General features: G+C 43.8%; 24 protein-coding genes and 1 tRNA gene. 10 read left to right on the top strand and 15 right to left on the bottom strand.

From position 1 onward, the window contains the following. The first annotated feature begins 77 nt into the window (after window positions 1-77). The 3 genes from IM450_RS07665 to IM450_RS07655 all read left to right on the top strand — a co-directional run bounded on the left by IM450_RS07665 (window position 78) and on the right by IM450_RS07655 (window position 4771). Entirely contained in the window at window positions 78-2783 is a 2706-nt protein-coding gene (locus tag IM450_RS07665) for a phycobilisome rod-core linker polypeptide (protein ID WP_287668535.1), read from the top strand. 243 nt (window positions 2784-3026) lie between these two features. Continuing rightward, window positions 3027-4265, top strand: a complete 1239-nt coding sequence (locus tag IM450_RS07660; RefSeq protein WP_287668533.1) for an AAA family ATPase — start codon at window positions 3027-3029, stop codon at window positions 4263-4265. Further along, window positions 4262-4771: a hypothetical protein gene (locus tag IM450_RS07655; RefSeq protein WP_002800765.1), complete on the top strand. Its 510-nt coding sequence runs from the start codon at window positions 4262-4264 to the stop codon at window positions 4769-4771. Before IM450_RS07660 ends, IM450_RS07655 begins: the two co-directional genes overlap by 4 nt. A gap of 118 nt (window positions 4772-4889) precedes the next feature. Here IM450_RS07655 and IM450_RS07650 read toward each other — a convergent pair whose 3' ends face one another. From IM450_RS07650 to IM450_RS07610, 9 genes are all read right to left on the bottom strand, one after another. Continuing rightward, window positions 4890-5102 carry a gamma-glutamyltransferase gene (locus IM450_RS07650; protein ID WP_287668530.1) on the bottom strand — a complete coding sequence of 71 codons (213 nt, stop codon included), beginning with the start codon at window positions 5100-5102 and terminating at the stop codon, window positions 4890-4892. A 12-nt stretch (window positions 5103-5114) separates the two neighbouring features. Then, window positions 5115-5417 carry a gamma-glutamyltransferase gene (locus IM450_RS07645; RefSeq protein ID WP_223211080.1) on the bottom strand — a complete coding sequence of 101 codons (303 nt, stop codon included), beginning with the start codon at window positions 5415-5417 and terminating at the stop codon, window positions 5115-5117. Window positions 5418-5465: 48 nt separating this feature from the next. Further along, a complete protein-coding gene (locus IM450_RS07640; protein WP_103111580.1) occupies window positions 5466-6953 on the bottom strand; it encodes a class I SAM-dependent DNA methyltransferase in 1488 nt (495 codons plus the stop codon). A 24-nt stretch (window positions 6954-6977) separates the two neighbouring features. Continuing rightward, complete coding sequence (locus IM450_RS07635) at window positions 6978-7298, bottom strand: type II toxin-antitoxin system RelE family toxin (protein WP_002733533.1); 321 nt, start codon at window positions 7296-7298, stop codon at window positions 6978-6980. Then, complete coding sequence (locus IM450_RS07630) at window positions 7285-7545, bottom strand: hypothetical protein (protein ID WP_002731890.1); 261 nt, start codon at window positions 7543-7545, stop codon at window positions 7285-7287. The genes IM450_RS07635 and IM450_RS07630 overlap by 14 nt, the downstream gene beginning before the upstream one ends. Window positions 7546-7670: 125 nt before the next feature. Then, the gene (locus tag IM450_RS07625) at window positions 7671-8069 is read right to left on the bottom strand and encodes a GxxExxY protein (protein WP_002734461.1); all 399 of its coding nucleotides are present in this window, start codon (window positions 8067-8069) and stop codon (window positions 7671-7673) included. Between the two features lie 275 nt (window positions 8070-8344). Continuing rightward, on the bottom strand, window positions 8345-9796 hold the full coding sequence (locus IM450_RS07620; RefSeq protein WP_287668524.1) for a restriction endonuclease subunit S: 1452 nt from the start codon (window positions 9794-9796) through the stop codon (window positions 8345-8347). A gap of 9 nt (window positions 9797-9805) precedes the next feature. After that, window positions 9806-9976: a type II toxin-antitoxin system HicB family antitoxin gene (locus IM450_RS07615; protein WP_002734875.1), complete on the bottom strand. Its 171-nt coding sequence runs from the start codon at window positions 9974-9976 to the stop codon at window positions 9806-9808. Window positions 9977-10004: 28 nt separating this feature from the next. After that, window positions 10005-12752 carry a type I restriction endonuclease subunit R gene (locus tag IM450_RS07610; protein ID WP_287668520.1) on the bottom strand — a complete coding sequence of 916 codons (2748 nt, stop codon included), beginning with the start codon at window positions 12750-12752 and terminating at the stop codon, window positions 10005-10007. Between the two features lie 848 nt (window positions 12753-13600). Between IM450_RS07610 and IM450_RS07605 the strand changes: the two genes are divergently transcribed. Continuing rightward, window positions 13601-13981 carry a DUF1830 domain-containing protein gene (locus IM450_RS07605; RefSeq protein WP_002733612.1) on the top strand — a complete coding sequence of 127 codons (381 nt, stop codon included), beginning with the start codon at window positions 13601-13603 and terminating at the stop codon, window positions 13979-13981. 8 nt (window positions 13982-13989) lie between these two features. Here the strand turns inward: IM450_RS07605 and IM450_RS07600 are convergent, their stop codons facing one another. Next, entirely contained in the window at window positions 13990-16617 is a 2628-nt protein-coding gene (locus IM450_RS07600; RefSeq protein ID WP_287668517.1) for a chloride channel protein, read from the bottom strand. A gap of 327 nt (window positions 16618-16944) precedes the next feature. On the opposite strand from IM450_RS07600, the gene IM450_RS07595 reads away from it, so the two are divergent. Beyond that, on the top strand, window positions 16945-17448 hold the full coding sequence (locus IM450_RS07595) for a DUF3122 domain-containing protein (RefSeq protein ID WP_046660652.1): 504 nt from the start codon (window positions 16945-16947) through the stop codon (window positions 17446-17448). 135 nt (window positions 17449-17583) lie between these two features. On the opposite strand, the gene IM450_RS07590 is transcribed toward IM450_RS07595, so the two are convergent. Continuing rightward, window positions 17584-17970, bottom strand: a complete 387-nt coding sequence (locus IM450_RS07590) for a DUF4359 domain-containing protein (protein WP_002800780.1) — start codon at window positions 17968-17970, stop codon at window positions 17584-17586. A gap of 102 nt (window positions 17971-18072) precedes the next feature. On the opposite strand from IM450_RS07590, the gene IM450_RS07585 reads away from it, so the two are divergent. The 4 genes from IM450_RS07585 to prmC all read left to right on the top strand — a co-directional run bounded on the left by IM450_RS07585 (window position 18073) and on the right by prmC (window position 21151). After that, window positions 18073-18145: transfer RNA gene (locus tag IM450_RS07585), tRNA-His, on the top strand. 277 nt (window positions 18146-18422) lie between these two features. Continuing rightward, window positions 18423-18857 carry a hypothetical protein gene (locus tag IM450_RS07580; RefSeq protein ID WP_287668513.1) on the top strand — a complete coding sequence of 145 codons (435 nt, stop codon included), beginning with the start codon at window positions 18423-18425 and terminating at the stop codon, window positions 18855-18857. Window positions 18858-19463: 606 nt separating this feature from the next. Continuing rightward, window positions 19464-20261 carry a Tic22 family protein gene (locus tag IM450_RS07575; RefSeq protein WP_287668510.1) on the top strand — a complete coding sequence of 266 codons (798 nt, stop codon included), beginning with the start codon at window positions 19464-19466 and terminating at the stop codon, window positions 20259-20261. A gap of 5 nt (window positions 20262-20266) precedes the next feature. Continuing rightward, a complete protein-coding gene (gene prmC / locus IM450_RS07570; RefSeq protein ID WP_287668508.1) occupies window positions 20267-21151 on the top strand; it encodes a peptide chain release factor N(5)-glutamine methyltransferase in 885 nt (294 codons plus the stop codon). Here the strand turns inward: prmC and IM450_RS07565 are convergent. Genes IM450_RS07565 through IM450_RS07550 form a run of 4 tightly spaced genes read right to left on the bottom strand, consistent with a single transcriptional unit; the run spans window position 21148 to window position 24035 of the window. Continuing rightward, window positions 21148-21684: a hypothetical protein gene (locus IM450_RS07565; protein ID WP_287668505.1), complete on the bottom strand. Its 537-nt coding sequence runs from the start codon at window positions 21682-21684 to the stop codon at window positions 21148-21150. The two genes, prmC and IM450_RS07565, sit on opposite strands and share 4 nt — an antisense overlap. Then, a complete protein-coding gene (pyrF, locus tag IM450_RS07560; protein WP_287668503.1) occupies window positions 21648-22349 on the bottom strand; it encodes an orotidine-5'-phosphate decarboxylase in 702 nt (233 codons plus the stop codon). The genes IM450_RS07565 and pyrF overlap by 37 nt, the downstream gene beginning before the upstream one ends. Window positions 22350-22363: 14 nt before the next feature. Continuing rightward, window positions 22364-22831 (bottom strand): MEKHLA domain-containing protein, encoded by a 468-nt coding sequence (locus IM450_RS07555; RefSeq protein WP_287668500.1) that lies wholly within the window; start codon window positions 22829-22831, stop codon window positions 22364-22366. Between the two features lie 22 nt (window positions 22832-22853). Further along, complete coding sequence (locus IM450_RS07550) at window positions 22854-24035, bottom strand: M20 family metallopeptidase (RefSeq protein ID WP_287668497.1); 1182 nt, start codon at window positions 24033-24035, stop codon at window positions 22854-22856. Window positions 24036-24401: 366 nt separating this feature from the next. Between IM450_RS07550 and queF the strand changes: the two genes are divergently transcribed. Further along, window positions 24402-24797 carry a preQ(1) synthase gene (queF, locus tag IM450_RS07545; protein ID WP_002783291.1) on the top strand — a complete coding sequence of 132 codons (396 nt, stop codon included), beginning with the start codon at window positions 24402-24404 and terminating at the stop codon, window positions 24795-24797. Window positions 24798-25229 lie beyond the last annotated feature (432 nt).

Raw genomic sequence — 25229 nt, 5'->3', positions numbered from 1 at the left:
AAACATCTGGTTTTAAGACCGATCGCCTCCACGATTGGAGAACTCAGCACATCGTCAAGGGAGATAGTTAAAATCCAATGAGTCTTAAGGCAAGCGGTGGCAGCTCCTTAGCGCGTCCCCAACTCTATCAAACCGTCCCAGTATCTGCCATTACCCAAGCAGAACAACAAGACCGCTTTCTCGATAAACCCGAACTCAATGAACTGATCGCCTACTTCCAATCGGGGAGCAAGCGCTTAGATATTGCCCAAACGCTCACCCGGAACTCCGATCTGATCGTCTCGCGGGCAGCTAACCGGATTTTTACCGGCGGTTCACCCATGGCCTACCTAGAAAAACCCCCCGTGGAAGAAATGGCCCTGGTGGGTGCGGGTAAAGTTATCAACGTCCAGGAAGGGATGAAATTAGGAACCGTTACCTACGCGGAAAGCGGCTCCGGTGGCGGTGGTGGCTTCCTCGGTGGCTTAAAAGGGATTTTCGCCTCTAGCGGCCCGATTCCCCCCGGATTCCGACCGATTAACGTCTCTCGTTACGGTCCGAGCAATATGCAGAAGTCCCTCCGGGATTTATCCTGGTTCCTGCGTTACATCACCTATGCGATCGTAGCTGGTGATACCAGTATCCTGATCGTTAATACTCGCGGTTTAAGGGAAGTTCTCGAAAATGCCTGTTCCATTGATGCCACCATCGTGGCCCTACAGGAAATGCGGTCCGCTTCGATCGAGTATTTCCAAAGAGACAAGGATGCGGCCACTTTAATCAGTGACTATTTCAATATCCTACTGGGGGAATTAAAAGCCCCCACCCCCTCTAATAAACTGCGTCAGCGTCCCAGTAGTGACCAACAGGGTTTAAGTCTTCCCCAAAGCTACTACAACGCCGCCGAAAAACGGCAAAAGTTTGTCATGAAAACCGGTTTATCGGAGTCGGAAAAATCTTCGATTATCAAGGCCGCCTACAGACAAATTTTTGAACGGGACATCACCCGCGCCTACAGTCAGTCCATTTCTGACCTAGAATCGAAGGTGAAAAACGGCGACATCTCGATGAAAGAATTCGTCCGTCGTCTCGGTAAATCGCCTCTCTACCGCAAACAGTTCTTTGAACCTTTTATCAATAGTCGCGCCCTAGAATTGGCTTTCCGTCATTTCCTCGGTCGCGGTCCTTCCTCCCGGGAAGAAGTGCAGAAATACTTCTCGATCGTCTCTAGCGGGGGTTTAGCGGCGTTAATCGATGCTTTAGTCGATTCTCAGGAATATTCCGACTATTTCGGCGAAGAAACCGTTCCCTATCTCCGGGGTTTGGGTGCAGAAGCACAGGAATGTCGTAACTGGGGGATGCAGATCGACCTGTTTAACTACAGCGCACCTTTCCGCAAAGTTCCCCAATTTATCACCACCTTTGCTAAATACGATCGCCCCTTACCGGATCAGCACGTTTACGGTTCCGGAAATGACCCCCTAGAAATCCAATTTGGGGCAATTTTCCCGAAAGAAACCCGCGAACCTAGTTCTAGTCCCGCTCCCTTCGGTAAAGATAGCAAACGTATCCTCATCCACCGCGGACCTGCTACTAATAACCAAAATAGCAACCCCGGCGCCCGAGGTGAATTCCCCGGTACTTTGGGACCGAAAGTTTTCCGTCTCAATAACGAGTTACCCGGTTCTAGTAATGGGGTGAGCGTTAAATTTGGCGAAAGTTCCACCCAAAGAGTGATTTTAGCGGCTTATCGCCAGGTTTTCGGTCGAATGCCCTACGAAGGTCAGCGTTTATCCGTGGCCGAGATTAAGCTAGAAAATGGCGATATTACTCTGCGCGAGTTTATCAAAACCCTAGCTAAATCCGAGGCTTTCCGGAAAATCTACTGGACTCCTCTCTATGTGGTGAAAGCGATCGAATATATTCACCGTCGTCTGCTCGGTCGTCCCACCTACGGTCGTCAGGAAATGAATCAATACTTCGATATCTGCTCGAAAAAAGGCTTCTATGCTTTAATCGATGCTCTGATCGATAGTCCTGAATATACGGAAGCTTTTGGCGAAGATACGGTTCCCTACGAGCGCTATCTAACTCCCCAAGGGATGCAGTTACGGATGGTGCGTTTGGGCAATCTCCGCGAAGATATCGGCCAAAGAGTTGATAAAGAGGAAACCCCGCGCTTTATTGAATTGGGTACACCTTCGGTCTCGATTCGCACTGAACCCGATATTCAATCTCGTGTCGGTCAAGGTGTCACGGTTCAACGGGAACAAACTAAGGTCTTTAAACTGTTAACTAATCTCGATAAAGTTGCCGTACAAAATACTGTTCGCGCCGCCTATCGTCAGATTTTTGAACGGGATCTCGAACCCTATATCATCAATGCCGAATTTACCGCTTTAGAGAGTAAATTAAGCAATGCTGAGATCACGGTGAAAGAGTTTATTGAGGGTTTAGGTTGTTCGGATCTTTACCTGAAAGAATTCTATGCTCCCTATCCGAATACGAAAGTAATTGAATTGGGAACCAAGCACTTCTTAGGTCGCGCTCCCTTGAATCAAAAAGAAATCCAGAAATATAACCAAATTCTGGCAACTAAGGGATTAAAGGCCTTTATTGGTGCCATGGTTAATAGCATGGAATACCTACAATTATTTGGTGAAGATACGGTTCCCTATCGTCGTTTCCCGACTCTACCGGCCGCGAATTTCCCCAATACGGAACGCTTATACAATAAGCTGACTAAACAGGATAGTGAACTGGTTGTTCCCAGTTTTAAACCAGTAGTTAAAGTCGGTGGCTAATTAGTCCTTGAAGTTAGTTAATTTAGCTCGTGTTCAACACGAGCTTTTTTTCAGGACAAATTACTGGCCAAAATTTATTAAGTAGGTAGGCGTTAAAAATTATCAGATGCCCCCCTTATCAAGGGGGGACTAAGGGGGGATCGGCACCCCCCTTATCAAGGGGGGACTAAGGGGGGATCGAACCTAAAATCCATTTTTAATTTAATTATAACCAGCTACTTATCGTCAATCAAGGGGATAACAATGAGCCAAATTAAAGTTAAAGACTTCGGTCCAATTAAGGCGGGTTTAGTAGAAAATGATGGTTTTATCGACGTTCGGAAAGTAACGATTTTTATCGGTAATCAAGGAACTGGAAAAAGTAGCATTGCTAAATTAATATCAACATTAAGCTGGTTGGAAAAAGCTCTATATCGTGGAGATTTAGAGGAAAAATATGTGACTAAATATAATCGTTTTGTTAAATCTTTTTGTCAATACCAAAATTTAACCAATTACTTTTTACCCGAAACCCAAATTGAATACAATGGAGATGTTTATCGAATTAGTTTTGAAAATGCTAAATTATCGATCGAGCGTACTGATAATTCAAAGTATCGAGTACCAAAAATTATGTATGTACCAGCAGAGCGAAACTTTTTGAGTGCAGTAAGATGGCCAGAAAAACTCAAAGGACTGCCAGAATCATTATATACTTTCTGGGAAGAATTGGATCGCTCACAACAGGAATTATCTGGCAGTTTGACTTTGCCAGTAGGTGAGGTTAAATTGGAATTTGATAAACTCAATAGACTGGCCAAGATTGTGGGTAGTGATTATCAACTAAATCTATCAGAAGCTTCCAGTGGTTTTCAGTCTTTTGTTCCTTTATTTCTCGTTTCTCGAAATATTGCTTTATCGATTAATCGAACTCAAGAAACTTCCCGCAATGAACTCAGTGGAGAGGAGCAAAAAAGATTAAAAATGGAAATCGAGAAAATTCTCTCTAATGATAATCTTTCCGATGACCTAAAAAAGGCAGCACTAGAAGTGTTATCTTCTAAATACCGCAATGATTGTTTTGTAAATATTGTGGAAGAAATCGAGCAGAATCTATTTCCCCAATCTCAGAAAAAGATTTTATATAAATTATTTGAATTTGCCAATTTAACCCAGGGAAATAAACTAATTTTAACTACTCATAGTCCTTATATTATCAACGATCTAACCCTAGCTATCAAAGCAGATAAAGTTATCAAAAAAATCCTATCATCAGCGATTTCTAACGCCGATTATCTCCAAGAAAAGCTCAACCAAATTGTCCCGAAAGCCTCTTGTATAGCGGCAGAAGATGCTATTGTATATGAATTAACAGAGCAAGGAGAAATCCGAGAACTTGCTACATATAATGGTTTACCTTCTGATGAAAATTATCTCAATCTTTCCCTAGGAGAGACAAATCAGCTTTTTGATGATTTACTGGAAATCGAAGAACAGTTATGAAGATCAATTTCTTTGATAAAAAATGTCAGAGTCAAACCCCTCGGCATAAATTTGGAATTTGTGATCAGCCACCTCCCCCAGAAACTCCCGCTTATTTAGATACAGAAAATCCCAGGGATTGGATTGCTATTGTGGAAAACTCTCAAGAAATTGAAGTGACATTTACCGCTATTGATAAATGTATTGAAATTAGAAAAGTCGATGGTAGTGGTATGGATAAACGCTGTGATGGAATGCTGACCTATGCTAATTGTTTGATTTTTGTAGAATTAAAAGAACGAAAGGGGAAAAATTCGGGGTGGGTAGGAGACGGAGAAGAGCAACTAAGAAACACAATTCGGGTATTTATTGAAAATCATGGTATAGAGGATTATTCATCTAGAAAAGCCTACATTGCCAATAACAAAAAGCCTACCTTTCAGACTTCACAAACAGAGAGGATGGAAAAATTTCACCAAGAAACTGGGTTTAGATTAATCATTCAAAATATCATCAAAATTGACTGATTCAATTCTATTTGATTCCCTTGCTCTGAAGATATTTATTTTCTAGAGTGTAGAGATATCCTAGTTTGATATTGAATCTCACCCTGCCGACCGCCTTCGTTATCTCAATATCCCAAAGCTAACCCATCGGACAGAGGTTCGCAATTTGCCGGATAATTTGACCCTTGCCAAAATGGGAGGAATCTGCGATCGCCACCTGATGGACTCTGGGGGTTAATCCGGGCAGTAATTCGGGGGCTGCACCCCTTTCTAAAAGTACGCTGTTTCCCCGTAAAAATCGCCATCTAGGGGCATCAAGGGCGGTTTGAGGATTGAAATGATGGTTAACCATGTTTACCGCCATTTATCGGGGGACTTGGGGGGCATCGGCGCACCCATCAAAATTGCCATCATCCCAACGGAGAAAACTGGGGATAATCAGATGAAAAGGGCGTTTAGCGGGGGTAATGGGGTTAGGATGACCCAATTCGAGGGTAAAACCACTAGCACGGTTATGTAGGGCGATTCCCGTCTGGGGGACTAAAATAGCAATGGCAAAACCATCAAAATTGGATTGAAACTTTACAATACCAGAAAATCTCGATCGCTTGTGGCCAGATAGACGGTTCCCTTCTGGGGTTGTTGGTAGAATTAATGGTGCGAACAAGTGTATTAATCGAGAATTTCTCACCTTCCCCGATGGAAGTTGGAAGCATTAAGTCTCGGTGACTTCTAAACTGTCCACAATTGTCCGAAAGCTTTCTAATCCAGCTTCGAGGTTTTCCATAATCTCCAAAGCCAGCACATCGGGGTCAGGCAGGTTGTCAAGGTCGGTTAAACTTTTATCTTTGAGCCAAAATATATCGAGGCTGGTTTTATCCCTGGCGATAATCTCATCATAGGTGAATTTTCGCCAACGTCCTTCGGGATTCTGTTCTGAATAGGTTTCGCTGCGTTGATGACGATTTTGGGGATGATAACAGGTGATGAAGTCCTGTAAATCGGCTGGTTTTAAGGGGTTTTTCTTGAGGGTAAAGTGAATATTGGTGCGAAAGTCATAAAACCAGATAGCTTTTGTCCAAGGGTCTTTAGCGGCGGGTTTATTATCAAAAAAGATGACGTTGGCTTTCACTCCCTGTTTATAAAATACGCCGGTGGGTAATCTGAGGATAGTATGCAAATCGGTGGTTGATAATAGTTGTTTGCGGACGGTTTCCCCGGCGCCACCCTCGAAAAGGACGTTATCGGGGACAACCACGGCAGCTTGTCCTGTGCTTTTGAGCATGGAACGAATATGCTGGACGAAGTTGAGTTGTTTATTAGAAGTGGTTGCCCAAAAATCCTGACGATTATAGGTTAAGTCTTCTCGGTCCTGTTCCCCGTCTTCATTGGTAAAAGTTAGGCTGCTTTTTTTGCCGAAAGGGGGATTAGCAAGGACATAATCGACGCTAAGGGGAGAAGGAGCAATCAGAGCATCGGTGGAGGCGATAAAGCATTGCTCATCGTTAATATCGCCGATATTATGCAGAAACATATTCATCAATGCCAGGCGTCTTGTATTGGCGACGATTTCATTACCGTGAAAGGTGCTTTTTTTGAGAAATTCTTTCTGTTCTCGGTCTAAGGGATGATTTTTGACCAAAAAGTTATAGGCTGCCAGAAAAAAGCCGCCGGTTCCACAGGCAGGGTCAGCAATAGTTGCCATGGGTTGGGGACGCAAGCATTCTACCATGGCCCAAATCAAGGGCCGGGGGGTGAAGTATTGGCCGGCACCGCTTTTGGTGTCTTCGGCGTTTTTTTCTAGAAGTCCTTCGTATATGTCGCCTTTGACATCCGTTTCCATCATCACCCAGTTTTCTTCATCTATCATGGTGATGATTTTGAGCAGTTTGGCAGGGTCTTGGATTTTATTTTGAGCTTTGGTGAAGATTTGCCCTAATAAGCCTTTTTTTTGCCCTAATTCGCGTAATATGCCGAGGTAATGAGCTTCGAGGTCGGCCCCTCGTTTGCTCCGCAGACTTTGCCAGTCGTATTCAAAGGGGATGCCGATTTTGCGATTATAGGGCGGTTTGGCGTATTCATCAGCCATTTTCAGGAATAGGAGGTAGGTGAGTTGTTCAAGGTAGTCCCCATAACTGACCCCATCATCCCGCAGGGTGTTACAAAAACTCCAAACTTTTGACACAATTGAGGCGGTATTCATGACATTGGTTTGTTTATTAGGGTTTTATTGGCGTTTTTTGGCTTTTTCATAAGCAGGGTCATGTTCAGCAAAGCTTAGAATAACCACTCGTTTAGGAGAAGGTTTGTCATGGATGCGATAAACAAGACGGTAGGGGGTTCCATTCCAATCGATTTCTAAGGCACGACATCCTTTGAGTTTTCCTGTTAAGTTATGACTAGGAAATCCTAACGTTTGATAGGGGTCTAAGGCGAGTATTTTTTGATAGTTTTGCCATTTTTGTTGCAGTTTTGGCGGTAATTGCGAGATGTCATTTTGTAATTCTTTGACGCTTTGAACAATATAAGGATTTTTAGCTTTGCTCATTGGCAACCCACTGTTTTAGCTCATCTTCGTCAATTTCTTGGTCTGCTTCGATAAGAGTAATTAATTGACTGGGATTATCTAATTGGGGCAGTCTTTCTATAGCTAAAGCTTCGGCTGACAGGGTTTGAGGATTGTCTTCGAGGATGACAATAACTTCGACTTTTGCCCCTTGGGGAAGTTGGGGGGTGTCGATTTTTATTGTTCCATCGGATTGAACGAAGGTGGTTTGACGAATTGCTTGTGCCATTTCTGTACTATATTTTGTGTGGTTGTTTGATTGACTATAATTAGATTTTGCTACAAGTATCAGATTTTTTGAATTGAGCATCCTATTAGTTATCTCAATCATAGTCATCATTTAATGATTCCTAATCATGGTTTTGGTTTTGGTTTCATGACTCGTTTAAATTCTAAGCTTCTTGAGCCAAAGTTAATTAGTAAACCGATGGGAAGTCTATAAATTTCTATATAATTAATGGCTTGTGCGAGGTGAACATCTTCAAGTTTAATGACAGCTTTGATTTCTAACATTATCCTTCCTTCTACGAAAAAATCAACTCGTCTTGTGCCGATATGTGTTCCTTTATAAATGATATTCATTTCGTGTTCTTGACTAAAGGAAATTCCTTGATATGTCATTTCTATGGCTAAGGCGCGTTGATAGATTTTTTCCTGAAAGCCGTTTCCTAGTATGCGGTGTACTTCCATGGCACAACCGATTATTTTACCTGTTAATTCGCTGTCTGGATATTGAGAAGAAACGTAACTCATGCTATTGACTTGATACGATTTTTTGATTGGCTATGATTAGATTTTACTCCGGGTCACATAATTTTTCTAACCCCCCGTACTGTGATTTATGTGATTTTTTGATTGGCTATGATTAGATTTTACTACAGGTCACATAATTTTTCTAACCCCCCGTACTGTGATTTATGTGATTTTTTGATTGGCTATGATTAGATTTTACTACAAGTATCAGATTTTTTGACCACTTTATCACCCCATCAATCCCTCAATCATAGTCCTCATTTAATCATTCCTAATCATAGTACGAGTTTCCCCTCAAAGGCCCGTTTTAAGATGCTTTGGCGCAATGCTTCTGCTTTGTCTAAGTTCTCGGTGAGGGTGGCTTCTAATTGGTCACATACTGATAATCTTGATTCGATTTCTTGCACAATTTGCGTTTGTTCTTGGAGGGAAATATAAGGAAAAGGATAGTTACATAATTTTTCACCATTAATATTGGATTGATTCACCCCATCGGTTTTTACTTTATTACCATGATTCTTGGCTATTGTGCTGTTAAGAAAATAAGTCAAGTATTTAGCATTTACAATAGAGTTAATTTGATTAATTCTAATTAAATATCCAGCAAAAATAGCAGGTACTTTTCCTGAGTATATAGCTGTCTTTCCTACTAATTCAGGACTATTTGTTCGGTTAAATAGAACATCATTCTCCTGAAGAAGGTACTGTCTAATTTCGTCTTCATTACTTGTAAAAACAAGGTCAGACCAATCTATAATTCCGTTTTGGATGTTACCCATTCTAAGAACAGGAATTTTTCCTTCTTTTTGTGATTTTGATGATGTTCCATATTCCGTTCCTATCGTCATGTAACCCAATTTCACCCACATCCAACCATTAGGTAAACTGGGTAAATTGCTTAATTCTTCTTTGGTGAGGGGAGGTAAATCTTTTGGTTGTTGGGGTTTGGTGGGTTTTTTAGTTTCCTTGCCGTTATTTTCCCATTCTTTAAGCGCTTGTTTCCAGTCCTCTAATTGTTGCTGATAATGGCGTTTTCTTTCAGCTTTAATCTGTTCTAATAGGGTATCACCATCCTCTAGACTGTCTTGATGTGTGTTGCGCCATTTTTCGGTTAATTTGCCCTCAAATGCCCATTTTAACACTGCTTGACGGTAGGTTTTTAGTTGTTCTAGCGCTTTTTTCAGGGATGCAACCCCGTTATCTAATTCTGAGAATAATTCTTCAATTTTCTCGACAATTCGATGTTGTTCGGAAGGAGGTGGTAATTTTATGAGTATTTTTCTCATGGACGATTGATTAAGCTTTAATCGAGTCGTACCAGTTACATAATTATGATAATCAACTTGATTCAGAAAATAACATAAATAAGCGTTAGAAACATGAGCTTTTAAAACATGAGCATGATTATTAACCCATATTTTTCCATGTACTAAGTAAGCCACATTTTTAAAAGGTTCAAAAAAGGGCGCACCATCTTCCCCTAATAACAAAAAATCGCCATCTAAAAGATAATTATCAATATAACCTACTTGTCCAGTAGCACCATAATATGGATATAGTTGATTAGAAGTTTTTCCCTCTATTCTGCTCTGTCTTTCTGTTGAATTGATTGGCTTTCTATGCTTATCCAAAATATCCACTACATTTTCTAATTCTACCCACTTCCATCCTTGGGGTAAATCTGAATAATTTGAGTTGGCTAATTCCATCACATCTTGTAAGGTCATATTTACTCCTTAATTTGTAGGAAATAATTCCTCAATAACTGACAAATATTCAGTAATTGCGTCTTGAATGTTGCTTAACCCTTCTTTCTCTGTCTCTCCCTGGGACCAACAACCGGGCAACCCCGGACAACAGACGCTGCAGCCTTCTTCGGATTGATAGAGAATGATTTTATGTTTCATGATTTAGGAGTCCTTTTGATTTCGTATTTTATGCCACTAAAGCGGTGTTTAATTCCTCGATAATAGCCTCCATCTCATCGCCAAAAAGCTGATGGAGTTTACCGATTCCCCCCATACTATCAAAAGGGGTATAGTCCAAATCCTCTCGCTCTAAGGCAAAAGAACTGATAATATGTTCCTTGATTGCCCGTAGCCATTGCATCTGTTCTTGATTAAATTTTACTGATGCGCCCGCCTGTTTTTGAAAAACCCAAGTTTGAAAAGCTTTATCGATGCGTTTTTCATGGGGGGTTAAAACCTCATCTAAGCCAATAACACGCCGGATTAGGGCAATTAACGCTGTTAACTCACTGGTGGGATTGCTTGGCACCGCTTCTATCTGTTGATAGGCTGCCCATACTCTCACTGGCGCTAGGTTGGGGCGGTCTTTTTTGAGAATATCTAAGACTTCCTTGACCATTTTATAGGTGACGGGACGCTGTTGATAGGGCAGGTTATAGAGGATACGCAGGGCGGTGATTTCGTCCTTATTTGCCTCAATAAAGGCTGTAAAGTCATTTATTAGGGCTTGATTGTCTATCCGTTGCGCTTCACTCCATCCTGAGAATGTCACCCTATCCAGATTCTGAGTATCTATGTACTGTTCGTGTACTTTCCGCACATTCTCAAGGTAATGACTCAATTCCCCAGTCAAATAGCCGGCAGCCGCACGAGTAAGGGCTTTTTCCGCCGCTTTTAACTGTTCTGGGGTCGGATTTGTGGTTTGATAGGTTTCTTTGGCCCTATCCTCAATATTATCGGGGTCTGTGGCATTGAGCAGGGCTTTGGCCATATCTCCCAAAGTTGCCCCTCCGGTGATTTCTTTTATCTTTTCAGCTTCTTTTGGCGTGATTTGTCGTTCTAATCGCGCAAAACGACAGGCTAGGGAGATATAGGCATCGCTATCGTCTGTTCCCATCATAATGCCCATCATCAGGTCTTTTAAGGGGACACTGGATTTTCTTTCCAGGGGCCGGCTATCGGTTTTGGCTGATTGTTCCACACCGACAGCATCGATGATAATAAAGTGAGTTTTGGCAGAAAGGGCCGATTGAGAGACTTTTTTGAGACCATCATGGTCAAGGGTGCGTGTACCTCGTCCTTTCATCTGTTCGTAGTAGTTTCGAGATTTGACATCCCGCATAAAAATTAAACACTCAAGGGGTTGAATATCGGTTCCCGTGGCAATCATATCGACTGTAACGGTGATACGGGGATTAAACTCATTTCTGAACTGAGAAAGCACAGATTTCGGGTCTTCTGGCGATTTATAGGTAACTTTTTTGCAAAAATCGTTCCCTTCGCTAAATTCTTCCCGGACTATCTGAATAATATCGTCAGCATGGCTGTCATCCTTGGCAAAAATCAGGGTTTTCGGGACTTCTTGGCGATGGGGAAATAATTCTGGCAGTTTATCGCGAAAGGTGCGGATAATTTGGCGTATTTGGCTGGGATTGACCACATCTCGGTCAAGTTGCTTGCCGGTATAGACAATATCCTCGTCCGGTTGTACCCAGCGTTTTTCACGGGTTAATTTTTCCCTTTTTTCGATGTATTCCCTGAGAATACGCCCGCCATTCTTGGTTATCTCCGTTTCTATAGTATAGACTTGATAATCTACGTTTACGCCGTCCATTACCGCTTGTTTGTAGCTGTATTCACTAACCACATTTTCATGGAAAAAGGCAAATGTCCGCACGTCGGGAGTGGCGGTTAAACCAATCAGAAAAGCGTCGAAATATAATAAAACCTGTTGCCAAACGTTGTAAATCGAGCGATGACACTCATCGATGACGATAAAATCGAAGAATTCAAGAGGAACTTTCGGATTATAGACCACGGGGACCGGTTGTTTCCCTTGTACTAATTCATTTGGGTTGGTTTGTTCGGCAGCCTCATCGAGACTTTCGCCTTTAAGGATAGAATACAGTCTTTGAATGGTTGAGATGCAGACCTGAGCATCTTTGGCCAGATAACTGGAGGATAATCGCTGAACGTTGTAAAGTTCGGTAAATTTTCGGTTATCATCATTGGGAACAAAATTCCTAAACCCCCCTTCAGCTTGTTCTCCTAAGTTTTTGGTATCGACTAGAAATAACACCCGTTTGGCATCGGCAAACTTTAGGAGACGATAAATAGCGGTAATAGCGGTGAAGGTTTTGCCGCTTCCCGTGGCCATCTGCAGCAAGGCCCGGGGAAAATTTCGCTTAAAGGAGGCTTCTAAGTTGGTAATAGCTTTAATTTGACATTCTCTTAGTCCATTCGGGTCAAGGGGGGGAATATCTTGCAGTTTATCCCGCAAGCTTTTGGGTTTATCTTGCCATTCTTGCAGGGTTTCCGGTCGGTGAAAGGAAAAAACAAGACGGGAACGAGGTTTCGGGTCGCGGCGATTGGTAAAGCGCGTCAGCTTGCCTGTGCTTTCGTAAATAAAGTTAAGGGGCTGGTTATTGATATATTTCAGCTTACTATTAGCGTATTTGTTTGATTGTTCCTCCGCCACCGTTAAGTACAAGCCTTTTTCCTCTCGTTTGGCCTCAATAATACCGACGGGTTCTCTATCCACAAACAGGACATAATCAGCGAATCCAGTATCGGTTCGATATTCCCTGATAGCTACTCCCAAACTGGTATTGAAGTTGATTTCTTTTTTATCTTGGACAGACCATCCCGCTTGACGCAATTGTTCGTCAATCAGTTCACGCGATTGGTTTTCTGGGGTTTGATTGCTGGAAGGCATGGTTAGCAAATTTGGCGCGATAAGCTGACTAATTTAACGGCAAATGTCAATATTTATCTTTATCTAAGCAGATTTTAGAAAGTTTTTTTTTATCTTAATATTAATTATCAGTGGTCGGAGATAAGGTCTTAAGAAATGTCAATTATCGCTATTCTTACTGACCCTCAATAAATTAAAATCAGATCATAAATGCGATCGCTTGCTCAATTCTCGATGATTAATCTAGAGGCTAAAATCAGCAACTGAGACAATTAACCTTTTTCCAGCTACCGAGTTTAGGTGGTAAGCTCTTGACTATCTAAATTACTCGTTAAGATTGCAGGGGAGCAGCAAGAGGCAGTTCGAGCATTTGTACTAAAATTCTCAATACGCAGTTTAAATGCAGTACAGCTTAGTCCGCTAAACAGTAGTAAACTTGACAATGTTGTTGATATTGTTACCGAAAAAGATAGAATCAGAGAGCGCATACTTAGGACTGGCTGAATAAATCTAAAAACCTTGTTGGGTAAGAATTTTAGACTTTTTGTCAATCAAAAAATACCAGATCTGGGAGTGAGCAGCGGGAAAATTCAGGTACTTTTTCCCTGAAAATTAGGATTGACCCTAAATAGCTGGGCAAAAAATCAAGAAAAACAGCAAAAAAGCGCAGTTACCCCCTTGACAAATAGCCAAAACTAGGCATTAGTTAAATTTAATTATTTTTTAATAAAAACCGCTTTCTATCACCAGAAAAAGCTATCGGTAGATTTTTATCAGAGTAATGTAATCATCTTTACAGCTATCGGGGATCAAAGGATGTTACGGTGAAGGAGCGATGACAAACCCACTTTAAGATCACCCCGATTGCTATGGCACAGATTCTCGATCCCCTCCCCAACGGCAAGAAAAATAGTATTCTTTGTTGCTATGTCAATGCGACCAATCATATTCAAATTGTTCGCATCACCAATATTGCTAACTGGTATTTTGAAAGGGTGGTTTTCCCCGGGCAGCGTTTAGTATTTGAGACCCTAGCGGATGCTTTCTTAGAGATTCATACGGGGATGATGGCCAGTGCCATCCTTTCCGATAATATCCCCTGTGAACGCCTTTATATCAGCGATGGGGATGACGATGACTCCGATGGTCAACTAGAGGGGGAAATATTCTACCCCCATTCCCTAGGGGAAAGTCAAGGGGCCAAAATTGACAATACCGTACCCTTCGGTTTAACTTTAGCTTCCGCCTAGCTAATAACCTACTCCGATAATTCCCCTCGCACGAGAATGACAGTGCAGTTAACGGCACGGGCAATCGTCGAGGGGATATTGCCATTTAAGAACTGATTGAGCAAACTTTCCCTAGATGCACCCAAAAGCACCAAAGAACAATCCTCCGATTCTACCAGATTAATTACCGCCTCGGCCGGAGAGGCCGAACGAATCGGTAAAGGCAGGACTGGCTGTGCGATCGCTTTCTGTAAAGATGCTTGTAAAACTTCCAAAATAGACAGATCTGGCAGTAACTCCGTCGGAGAATAGATTTTACATAACCAAAGTTTGGGATAATCCGAAGACTCGGACAAAGACAGCAAACTAGGCAATAATCCTAAGGCGCGTTGGGCATTGGGACCGCCGGCGGTGGGAATCAGCCAAATCCTTTCCCGATTAGGATCGTTGGGAAAACAATCCTTTGTCCCCAATTTTACCAAGATGGTTTCACAGGGAGCTTGAGCAATCAAAGTATCGACTAAAAACCCAAAAATCGCCCCAGTAGTGGATCTTTCCCCCGTCCAACCCATAATTAATAAATTGCTGTGTCGTTCGCGAATCGTGGCTAAAATCCCGTCGGCGATATCCTGAGCCACAGAAATTTGTGTATGAACAGAGATATTCTGCTGTCGGGCTAATCTTTCTAGACGATGAAGTAATTTGCGTCCTTCCCGCGTATCCACCCTGACTTCCGCCGGAGAACTAAGACGAGGCACAGTAATCACATAGAGACAATCTATCTCATAATTGCGTTCACGGGCGATGGCAACAGCAATTTTAAACAAAGCGGTAGCGGTGTCGGGATTGGCAATAGGTAATAAAATCCGGCCTATTCCCACAGCCGGGGAACGAGTTTGATAAACCACATAGGAAGGGGTACTGCGTTGGGGCAGTTGACAAACTCCCCCCAATTGATCAGCTTCCACCCGGATAATATCGGTGCGGGTGATGATCCCCACCAGTTTTTGACCGTCGGTAACGGGTAAACGGGAAAGCTGATAGCGATTTAACAGAAATAAAACATCGCTTAAGGCTGCCTGGGGAGCCACCGTAATCGGATTGGGAGTCATCATCTCCCGTAGGACTGTTTGACTGTTTTTTGATCGCCATTTATCCAGATCACTTTGGGTAAAAATCCCCAATAGTCGCCCCTGTTCCACCACGGGAAAACCGCGATGATGGGAACGGGACATAATTTTCACCACTTCCCCCAGGGGTAAATCCGCCGGCAGAATTTCCACCTGCGATTGCATCACATCCATAGCCGACAGATGGGCCAACACATCATTAGAAGGGGTTTCTTCGTTGAGAATAATACCACTAGCGGAAAGTAAATGCTGATAGAGGGAACCGGGGTGAATGCTTTCGGCAGTGATATAAGAAACGGCACAGGTCAACATCAGGGGCAGCACAATATTAAAATTGCGATGCAGTTCAAAGACAATCACGATCGCCGTTACTGGAACCCTGACTACTCCCGTAAAAAAAGCCCCCATACCGGCTAAAGTATAACTAGGTTCGCTGCCGAAACCCATAATTTTCGTCTCGATTCCCCCCACCAGAAACCCCAAGCAGGATCCCAACACCAAAGCGGGGGCGAGGAGTCCTCCAGGGGCGCCGGAACTATAGGAGATCATCGTCAGGAAAAAATAGACCACAAAAGCGAGGGCGGTATTCTGCCAACTTAATTCCCCTGCCAGCAAAAATTCGCGTAAACCCGTATTATCTCGGAAAAAGTCGGGTAAAAAAGCCACTACCGTTCCCGATAAGCCACTGACCAGACCGATGCGCCAAGCTAAAGATAACCGCCAACGCCGCTGCATCTGGCTACAAAAAAGGATGCCTTGATTGAATAAAGCCCCCAATAAGCCCGCTAAAGCCCCTAAAAGGCAATAAATGGGTATTTCTTGGGCAGAGAAGCTAATATTGGCATATTCAGTGATGATCGAGGGGGTATTCTGCAGCATCATCGAAACCACGGCCCCGGTAAAGGAAGCCACGATCGCCGTTTCTAGGGTCATACTGGAAACATCGCGCATTAATTCCTCGATCACAAAGAGGACCCCGGCGATGGGAGTAGTAAAACCGGCCGCTAACCCGGCGGCTGCCCCGGCTGCGATCATCTGACGACGGTGATCGGGACTGGTGGGCAGCCAGACACTTAATTGGGCCGCTAGGGCTGCCCCGATGTGTACCGTGGGGGCCCGACGACCAAGGGTTAAACCACCGCCAAGGATCAGGATCGCCCCGATCATTTTTACGACGGCAACGCGCCAAGACAGGGGCAAAGGATATTTAGCTAGGGCCGCTTTTACTTGGGGAATACCACCCCCGGCGGCCGCGGGGGAGAAGTGTTCCACAATCCAGCCGGCGCTGTAACCAAGCAGAAAACCGCCGAGGGGCAAAACTAGGAAAGGAGAGGAATTGGCTACTAGATGCACCCGCCAACCACCTAACCAACCGATGCCCAATTTCAGGATAATAGCGGCAAGGGCGGAGAGAATTCCGATTAAACAGGCGACCAGTAAAGCATAACGACTATCGGTGGCGCTACGTCCGAAGTGTTGGGATTTAAACCACTGACGGAGGTTTTGGTGACGGGCAAAAAGTCCCATAATTATCAGGGAGAATCAAGGCAATGGCGGAGCGAGGATTTATTTCGGGTTGGCTGAATAAATCTAAAAACCTTGTGGGATAAGACTTTTAGACCTTTTTGAAATCCAAAAGTGCCGAGACCGGGAGTACTCAGGGGGAAAATTCCTGGACTTTTCCCCTGAAAATTAGGTAATTGACTACCTGAAAATCGGTAAAACCCTACACCCTACACCCTACACCCTACACCCTGCTCCCACCAACAAACTTTTTCAGCAAACCCTAATTATGTTAATTTAGCTCAAGTGCCGAAGCTCTTATCACATTTTTTAGCTAATGTCAATAAAGTTATGAAACGATTTCTATTATTATTTTGTGTTCTCGTCAGTTTTTTGCTATTTATTAGCCTTCAAATCGATTTTTCCTTGTCCGCACTAGCTCTAACTCGACAACAGCTAGAAGGACCGGGGCAGCTGTTATATCAATCCCGTCATAGTTTGCGCGATGATGTCGGTAGTCCTTGGCAGGTGGTGTTATTTAAACGAGTTAAAGATGGGGAAACGGTAGAAATTAGTTTGCGCTTGGTGGGATTTCCAGAGGGGATTGAGTTTCTTCACCCAGAAAGATTAACGATAACCACTGCTAAAGGGCAAATTTTAGCGGCTGAGGATGCTTTTGCCCAAGAATCACCCGCAGCTAACGTTGGTCAATACAAGATGCGGGATATCTTAGCACAGCTACCCGTTACCGAAGCGATCGAGCTTTCCCTACCCCTAGACAATCCCCGCTCTCTCAGTATCCCGATTCCTGTACTTTTGGAATGGCAAAGTCTGCTTTTTTCCGTAAATGTTTGACTTTTTGGGTTAGGGTGAAAAATTGAGAATCACCTTGGGGCTGTTTGGTACTTTATCTGACTACAATGCCCAATTAGCAAAAGTTTCAGCTATCACCACTACAATACAATCAGTACCAAAATTCTAATTGTCTGACTACAGTTCTAAAGCTTCGTAGATGTATAATTTGTTCAAAAAACCGACGGTGCTGAAGTGATAACTAGGTAAAGGGGGAGGGAACGATAATTCCGTTTGATAAACGCTGAAAATGAGAAAATTCTTTCTAGTGGTGTTAGTGGCGATCGCTTCTTGTAAAAAAGGATGACCCGTATCCACCAACATTTTACAGTAACCCCGCAAGAGAGCCTGCACCTCGATGGAAGCTTGCGCCCGAGCGCAGACATTATCCTTAAGATAGCTAGTTAACCTCTGGGAAGCGTATTGTTCGTAATCTTGACGATTAGGGTTAGTTGTCAGCAATATCCCCGCAATTCCCCCGAAAACCACTCCTAACACCATTCCCCCTAACCGCGCCAATTTCATAAGCTCTCAAATCATCACTCGCTTACCCTAACGATAGCCCGAATTAGGATAAAAAACCTCTTGTCAACCATTCGTCTTGTGCTATACTTGAAAAGGTGTACGGCGAGCGTAGCCAAGTGGTTAAGGCAGTGGATTGTGGTTCCACCACTCGGGGGTTCGAGTCCCCTCGTTCGCCCTATTTTTAAGACCCTCGATTTCAGGCTAGACTAAAATTCGCACTAAATCAACGTCCTTTTTGTAGTAGTTCCGATCGTGGTTGCTAACAACGTTCAACAGCAAGATAATGTCTGGGGAGTTTAGCATCTAATGGGTCAGATAGTGATGCCATTCAGACTTAAATTGACCTTTTAAATACAGCAATTTTTTCCGGAATGTAGTGATTAGGAAAAATTTAAGAATACTTTCTCACCTAGCCCGGTCTTTTATATTAACCGATTAAGAGGATAATTACCGTGAAAACAGCGAAATATCCCGAAAAAATTGCCGCTCTCTGGACAACATTTCTCTTGGGAACCCTATTTCACACGCAACTAGGGTTAATGCCACTCTTCCATGGTCAATCGATCGTCGAGAGTCATCAAACCAGCAATCTCGATCCGATTTTCTGGGGAATGTTACTCTTTTTTTTGCTGCCAATGTTAGCGATTATCGGGGTCAATTTTAGTGAAAGTCGTTCCTTGATAAAAACCCATTTCTGGCTAACAATTCTCTATTCTATCTTGAATTTAGCCCATCTGATCGCCGATCTTTTGGTCAGACCGATTGCCTGGTATCAAATCGCTCTCATGGCAATTTTACTGATCATCGGACTGATTTTAAATCTAGTTTCCTATCAATGGCTGCGGTTAGCGATCGCCCATCCGCGCCATCTCTCGGAAAATCATTAGCAGCGCCAAGATCAAAGGGTAGCCGGTTGACTAACTGATCCACACAAGAGGATGCCTTTTGATCTTAAGTTGGTGCTTATTAAGGCAAAAGCAAGCTTAAACCGTAGCTAAAGCGATTTTTTTGAAAATATAGCTTAAAAAATCTAATTAGGGCTTGCTGAATAAATCTAAAAACCTTGCTGGATAAGACTTTTAGACTTTTTGTCAATCCAAAAGTACCAGACCTGGGAGTGAGCGGGGGGAAAATTCAGGTACTTTTTCCCTGAAAATTAGGTAATTGACCAGATGAAAATCGGTAAAACCCTACACCCCACACCCCACACCCCACACCCTGCCCCCACGAAAAACTTTTTCAGCAAACCCTAATTAATTCCTATTATTCCCCAGATCAGCCCATAAATTGCCCCTATTTCCTGGCCGCTGCTGCGACCACATCTGACCAAGTATGGATCTTTTTAGCTATGATGGTTCAGAAGCCAGCCAATAAAGGGAACTTTCGCGGCTGGTTATTCATCAAAAAACTCCTAATCGGAGGAGTTAAGTAGACGATATAGTTCAGATTAACGGCAAATATTGGTTAATAGTAATAACGAGGTAATTATTTTGATGAAATCTCTCATTCGTTGGACAGCAACTCTTGGTTTAGTAGGGACGACAATGTTGACTTCGCTGCTGGGCAGCTATTCTAAAGCACTCGCTTTACCGGAAGAACAAATCGTCAAAACCTTGCAGTCTGTACCTGTCTTCGCTATTGCTGATGATCAAGGAGTCCCCTTAATTGCCGTAGAAAAAGAACAAAAATTCACGCCAGTTTTTATCAGTCAGCAGGACGCACAGAACTTTTTTGAACGACTGAAAAAAGAGAATCCCGAAGTGGCTAGTAAAGTTAAAGTTCAGCCTGTTTCTTTGGCACAGGTCTATAAAATGCAAGCCAGTCAAACCGAACAAAATCGTTTAATTGTCGATTTTGTTCCCAAAGAGTCGGAAGTAGAATCGGCGAAAAAACTGCTCAGTGAAAGAGGTCAACAATATCAAGGTGGTGTACCTTTATTTGTGCCGAAAGCGGGAAAAGAGGGTAGTTTTCTGATGATCAGGCCCAATAATCAGGATGTTATTCCTTTCTTCTTTGAAAAAGCCACCGCTTTGCAAATGGTAGAACAATATAAAAAAGCTAATCCCGCAGAAGCGGCCACGGTGAAAATTGATGTTGTTCCCCTAGAAACTGTCATCTCCAGCCTACAACAAAGCAACGATGAATTTTTTACTAAAATTATCCTCTTTCCTAGCCAAGAAATGCTTAATTTTATCCGAGCAAATATTAACCAAAATGCTCCCAACCAACCCCCAGCAAATCAGCCACGCCCTAATAATAATACCAGTAATCCCCCCGCCCCCAATCGTTAAGCCTTGTGACTGCTAGTATTTCCGGTCAAGAATTAAGTCAATGGCGCCAACAGGCGATCGCTGATTTAGAGCAAGCGCAAATATCTCCGAAGGAAGTGGATATCTTTCTGCAAGCAGTGACAGATCTAGATACTCTTTCCCTGCGCTTACAATCCTTTCGGGAACGAGAAAAAATCCCCTTGAGTTATTCTTGGTCGGAAATTACTAAACGCTGGCAAAAACGCCTGCAAGCAAGGGTTCCCTTGCAGTATTTGCTCGAATCGGTGGTCTGGCGTAATTTTACTCTAAAAGTCTGCCCGGGGGTCTTAATTCCTCGTCCCGAAACCGAGTTATTAATCGATATTGTTGGAGAAACCGTCAGAGGAGACGACGGGGGAATCTGGGTAGATCTGGGAACCGGTAGCGGTGCGATCGCTATTGGTTTAGCCAGTATCTTGACAAAAGCAGAGATATATGCTATTGATTACAGTCAAACGGCTTTAGCGATCGCCAAAGAAAATATCATCAAGACGGGTTTTGCCGACAGAATTATCTTAAAACAGGGTTCTTGGTGGACACCCCTAGAGAAGTGGAAAGGACAGATTAGCGGTATGCTGTCCAATCCCCCCTATATTCCCAGTGCAGAAATCCTCGACTTACAAATTGAAGTGCGGGAACATGAACCCCGTTTGGCCCTCGATGGAGGTGAAGACGGATTGACTGCGCTGCGCTATCTAGTGGCCACTGCTCCCGATTATCTGCGATCGGGAGGCCTTTGGCTAGTGGAAATGAGAGCCGGTCAAGGGGAAAAAGTAGCGCAAATGCTGGAAAATCAGGGCAATTATCGACAAATTCAGATTATTAACGACCTAGCAGGTTTCGATCGCTTTGTTTTGGCCGAGCGAATTTAGCGCAATGTCCCCGCTTCGCAGTCCCGCAGCCAGAGACGCACCGCTTGGCCGATGGTGCCTTGGCTGGTTTCTAGGGGAGGTAAGGGGACTTGAGCGGGTTCAAGGGAAGCTAATTGACTGTAAACCGTCACTAATCGCCATCCTTCCCCAGTTTTAGTTAAAAATAACCAGTGATAATTCTGGAGGCTGACAGAGCGATTTTTGCTATACTGACGCTCTAAAGTCGTAAAAAAAACCTGTTGAGTGTCATCGGCAATTTGACCGGAATATTGACTAGCAGTTAAAGGTAGGGGTGCAAATTCGGGACGACCGGCAATAATCACAAAAACCGGTGTAGATAATTTTTGGTCGATTTGGGAACGGGTAATAACTCGATTAGCATAACCGGGTAAATCTGACAAGAGGCGATCGACTAAAAGATTTAAATCCTCCGGACAGCTAGAAAGAGGACGACTAACTGCTGGGAAGTTAATCCCGAAAATAACCAGTAATACAGCTAAATGTCGGCTAATTCTTGACAAATTTTTGCCCATGCTACCTTTGGCTCCTCCGCACCGGTGATCGGTCGTCCAATTACTAGATAATCAGCCCCAGCTTTAATCGCTTGGGCCGGAGTCATCACCCGACTTTGATCCCCTTTACTTGACCAGGAGGGACGAACTCCGGGACAAACTAAGAGAAAATCCTCTCCACAGACGCGACGCAATTGCGCCACTTCTTGGGGAGAACAAACCGCCCCATCAATTCCCGATTCTTTGCCCAATAATGCCAGATTTAAGGCATATTCCGATAGTTCTAGGGGAATTTTGAGGTCGAGGGCTAATTCGCGGGCGTTAAGGCTGGTTAAAACGGTGATAGCGAGAAGTTTTGGCGGGGATAGCAGGTCAGAGATTGCCTCCTTAGCCGCCCTCAGCGCTTGCCGTCCGGCCGTAGCGTGCAGGGTGAGTAAATCCACTTGATAGCGACTGGCGGAACGACAGGCCCCGGCGACCGTATTGGGAATATCATGAAATTTTAGATCGAGAAAGCTCTTTTTTTGTCTTTCTTGCAGAATCCCTAGAATTTCTGCACCGCTACTGACAAATAATTCTAGTCCCACTTTCCAAAAATTGACTTCCGGCAACAGATCGAGCAGTGCGATCGCTGATTCTAAATCCGGCACATCGAGGGGAACAATAATTCGGTCTGAGTTGGTCATATTGGGGCGATAAATCAGAGAAAAATCCAATCGGCAAAAGTGGCAGCCTGTCCGCAGTAAATGCCATCACGATCGATGATATTCCAAACGATCGCTTTTTCAATGCGAAATAGTTGACCGTTTTTCGTGATCCTTACCCCGTGATAATCGTTGATATAGCCCTGTTTTTTGACTAAATCCAGCATTTTTTGTCTTTCCTCAATTTTTATTTCCTCTCCCTCTACCGTCGCTCGCGAAGGAGTTGTTAATAATTCTTGCCAAGTTAAACCCCAGAGATCGAGGGCGCAGCGATTACCATAATTGAAGATCGGATTAGTTTGTGTACCGTGGGAAACTAGCACAAAAGGGGCATAAAAGAGCATTTTACTCTGTTCTTTGCCAGTACCGATCCGGGGCAAAAGCGATCGCCCGATTAATCGTTCATAATTATCCAGCAGCAATTCCGTCCAAGCTATAATAGCTAAATCTTCCCAAATTTCCATAAAATTATCTTGAAAAACCGGTTTAATCTTCCCTTTGCCAATATTTATAGGCCGCGTAGGCTAAAGTAATCACTCCCGTCAGAATTGCCGACTCATCCACTAAAAATTCCGGATGGTGAAGGGGGGGATTGAGGAGGTGAGGAGAACCCACTCCCAGACGGAACATTGTCCCCGGGGCCTGTTGCAAATAAAGGGAAAAATCCTCGGCCCCCATGGAGGGTTCCGAGAGAATTAAAACCCGATCCTGTCCCCAAGCTTCTAAACCAGCTTCTTCCACCAAACGGGTTAAAAATTGGTCATTTTGCACCGATGGCACACCCCGGCGATATTTTACTTGACATTTTGCGTTATATGTGCTGCAGACATTCGTGACCAAACTCTCGATCCATTCCGGGAGATGGGCGTGGGTTTCTGGGTGCAGCGATCGCACTGTTCCTGCCATGCGTACCTGATCGGCGATGACGTTGGGGGCGCGACCACCGCTAATCTGCCCGATGGTGAGGACGATGGGACGCAAAGGGTTCTGAGTCCGACTAATTGCCTGTTGCAAAGTGGTGATTACTTGGGAGGCGATCCAGATAGCATCGATCGCCTCGTGGGGCCGGGCCCCGTGGCCCGATTCCCCTTGAATAAAGATCTCCAGATCGTCGGCAGCCGCAGTTAAGGCCCCGTAACGAACCCCGATCGATCGGGCTGGAATCGAGGGGAAAACGTGCAGCCCGAAAACGGCGCTGACATCCCGCATCACCCCCTCCCGGATCATCCAACTGGCCCCCTGGGCGATTTCCTCTGCTGGTTGAAAGAGAAAGCGTATTTTTCCCCCCAAAGGTTCCGAAAGACGGGAAAGCACCATCGCCACCCCTAAACCGACGGTAGCATGAACATCGTGACCGCAGGCGTGCATAATCCCCGGTTTGCGGGAAGCAAAGTCTAAATCCGTCTTTTCTTGGATCGGTAGGGCATCCATATCGGCGCGGATGGCTAAAATCCTTCGATCACTGCCTTTTCCTGCCAATTCTCCCTTAACTCCCGTTTTTCCCACCGCTTCCTGCACCGATAGACCACAGGAAGACAAAACCCCGGCAATATAGGCGGCAGTTTGATATTCTTGCCCGCTTAACTCTGGATTCGCGTGAATGTGGCGGCGAATCTCCACTAATCGGGGTGCGAGACTCTCGGCTATGTTTTTAATCTCGGAGAGCATGAAACCAGTTTTAGAGTATCTTTAGGGTTAATCATAGAGCATTTTTTACCTGAAAATTCGACTTGGCTGATTTTCAGTCTCAACTGTCTTCTCGGCATTCTTTCAACCTAGGACTAAGCTAATTTGTCAAGAGGATGCAGGAGTTAAGTAGGTAGGCGTTAAAAGTTGTCAGACACCCCCCTTATTAAGGGGGGACTAAGGGGGGATCGGCACCCCCCTTATCAAGGGGGGCAGGGGGGATCGAACCTAAAATCCATTTTTAATTTAATTATAACCAGCTACTTACTATTCATCTGTTGATTCGGCAACGCCTCTTCAGAGAATATTCCAGCTATGATAGGAAACATTGTCTAGTTGGGAAAAAACATGGTTCAGTCTTCCGAAAAAATTGAAGTTAAGTACGGGGAAAGAGAAATTGCCGAAGGAACATTAATTACTTTCCCCAATCCACGTCCTGGCAGAAATTACGATATTCAGATCACTCTGCCGGAATATACCTGTAAGTGTCCCTTTTCTGGTTATCCCGATTTTGCCACTATTTATCTTAGCTACGTTCCCGATCAAAAGGTGATGGAATTAAAGGCGATTAAACTTTATATTAATAGTTATCGCGATCGTTATATTTCCCACGAAGAAGCAATTAACCAAATTTTAGATGATTTGGTGGCCGCTTGCGAACCCTTGCAGATGAAAATTAAGGGGGATTTTCATCCCAGAGGTAACGTACATACCGTGGTGGAGGTGATGTATAAAAAAGAATAGCATAATTTTCTAGTTTGGGGATGGGTTAGCCCCCATCTCTAGCTGTTCTAGTTTTTGTTGTTCAAGTTTTTTGCTGTCGTCGTCTTCAATACCCATTTTGAACTTTTCCTCTATACTTAAAGCTTAAATATTATACCATTTTTCAAAAAGTGTCTCCTACTTAGTAAAGGTACAGTTTATGCAGTAAAAAGGCAATGAGTGGAGTCCTTAATATTAATATTGCTGAGTCGGTAGAAGAATTAAAATCCTTTTCCGTGAGGTATTGTGGTGCGGTATGTCGGATTTGCTGCTTAATTAGGGTCTGCTGAAAAAGTTTTTCCTAGGGGCAGGGTGTAGGGTGTAGGGTGTGGGGTGTGGGGTTTTACCGATTTTGAGGGGGTCAATTACCTAATTTTCAGGGAAAAAGTAGCTGAATTTCCCCCTGATCACTCC

It is taken from the genome of Microcystis sp. M083S1 (assembly GCF_020246405.1).
Classification (GTDB): Bacteria; Cyanobacteriota; Cyanobacteriia; order Cyanobacteriales; family Microcystaceae; genus Microcystis; species Microcystis aeruginosa_C.
Note: the sequence above shows the minus strand (reverse complement) of the source record. Positions and strands in the feature narration are given on the sequence as shown.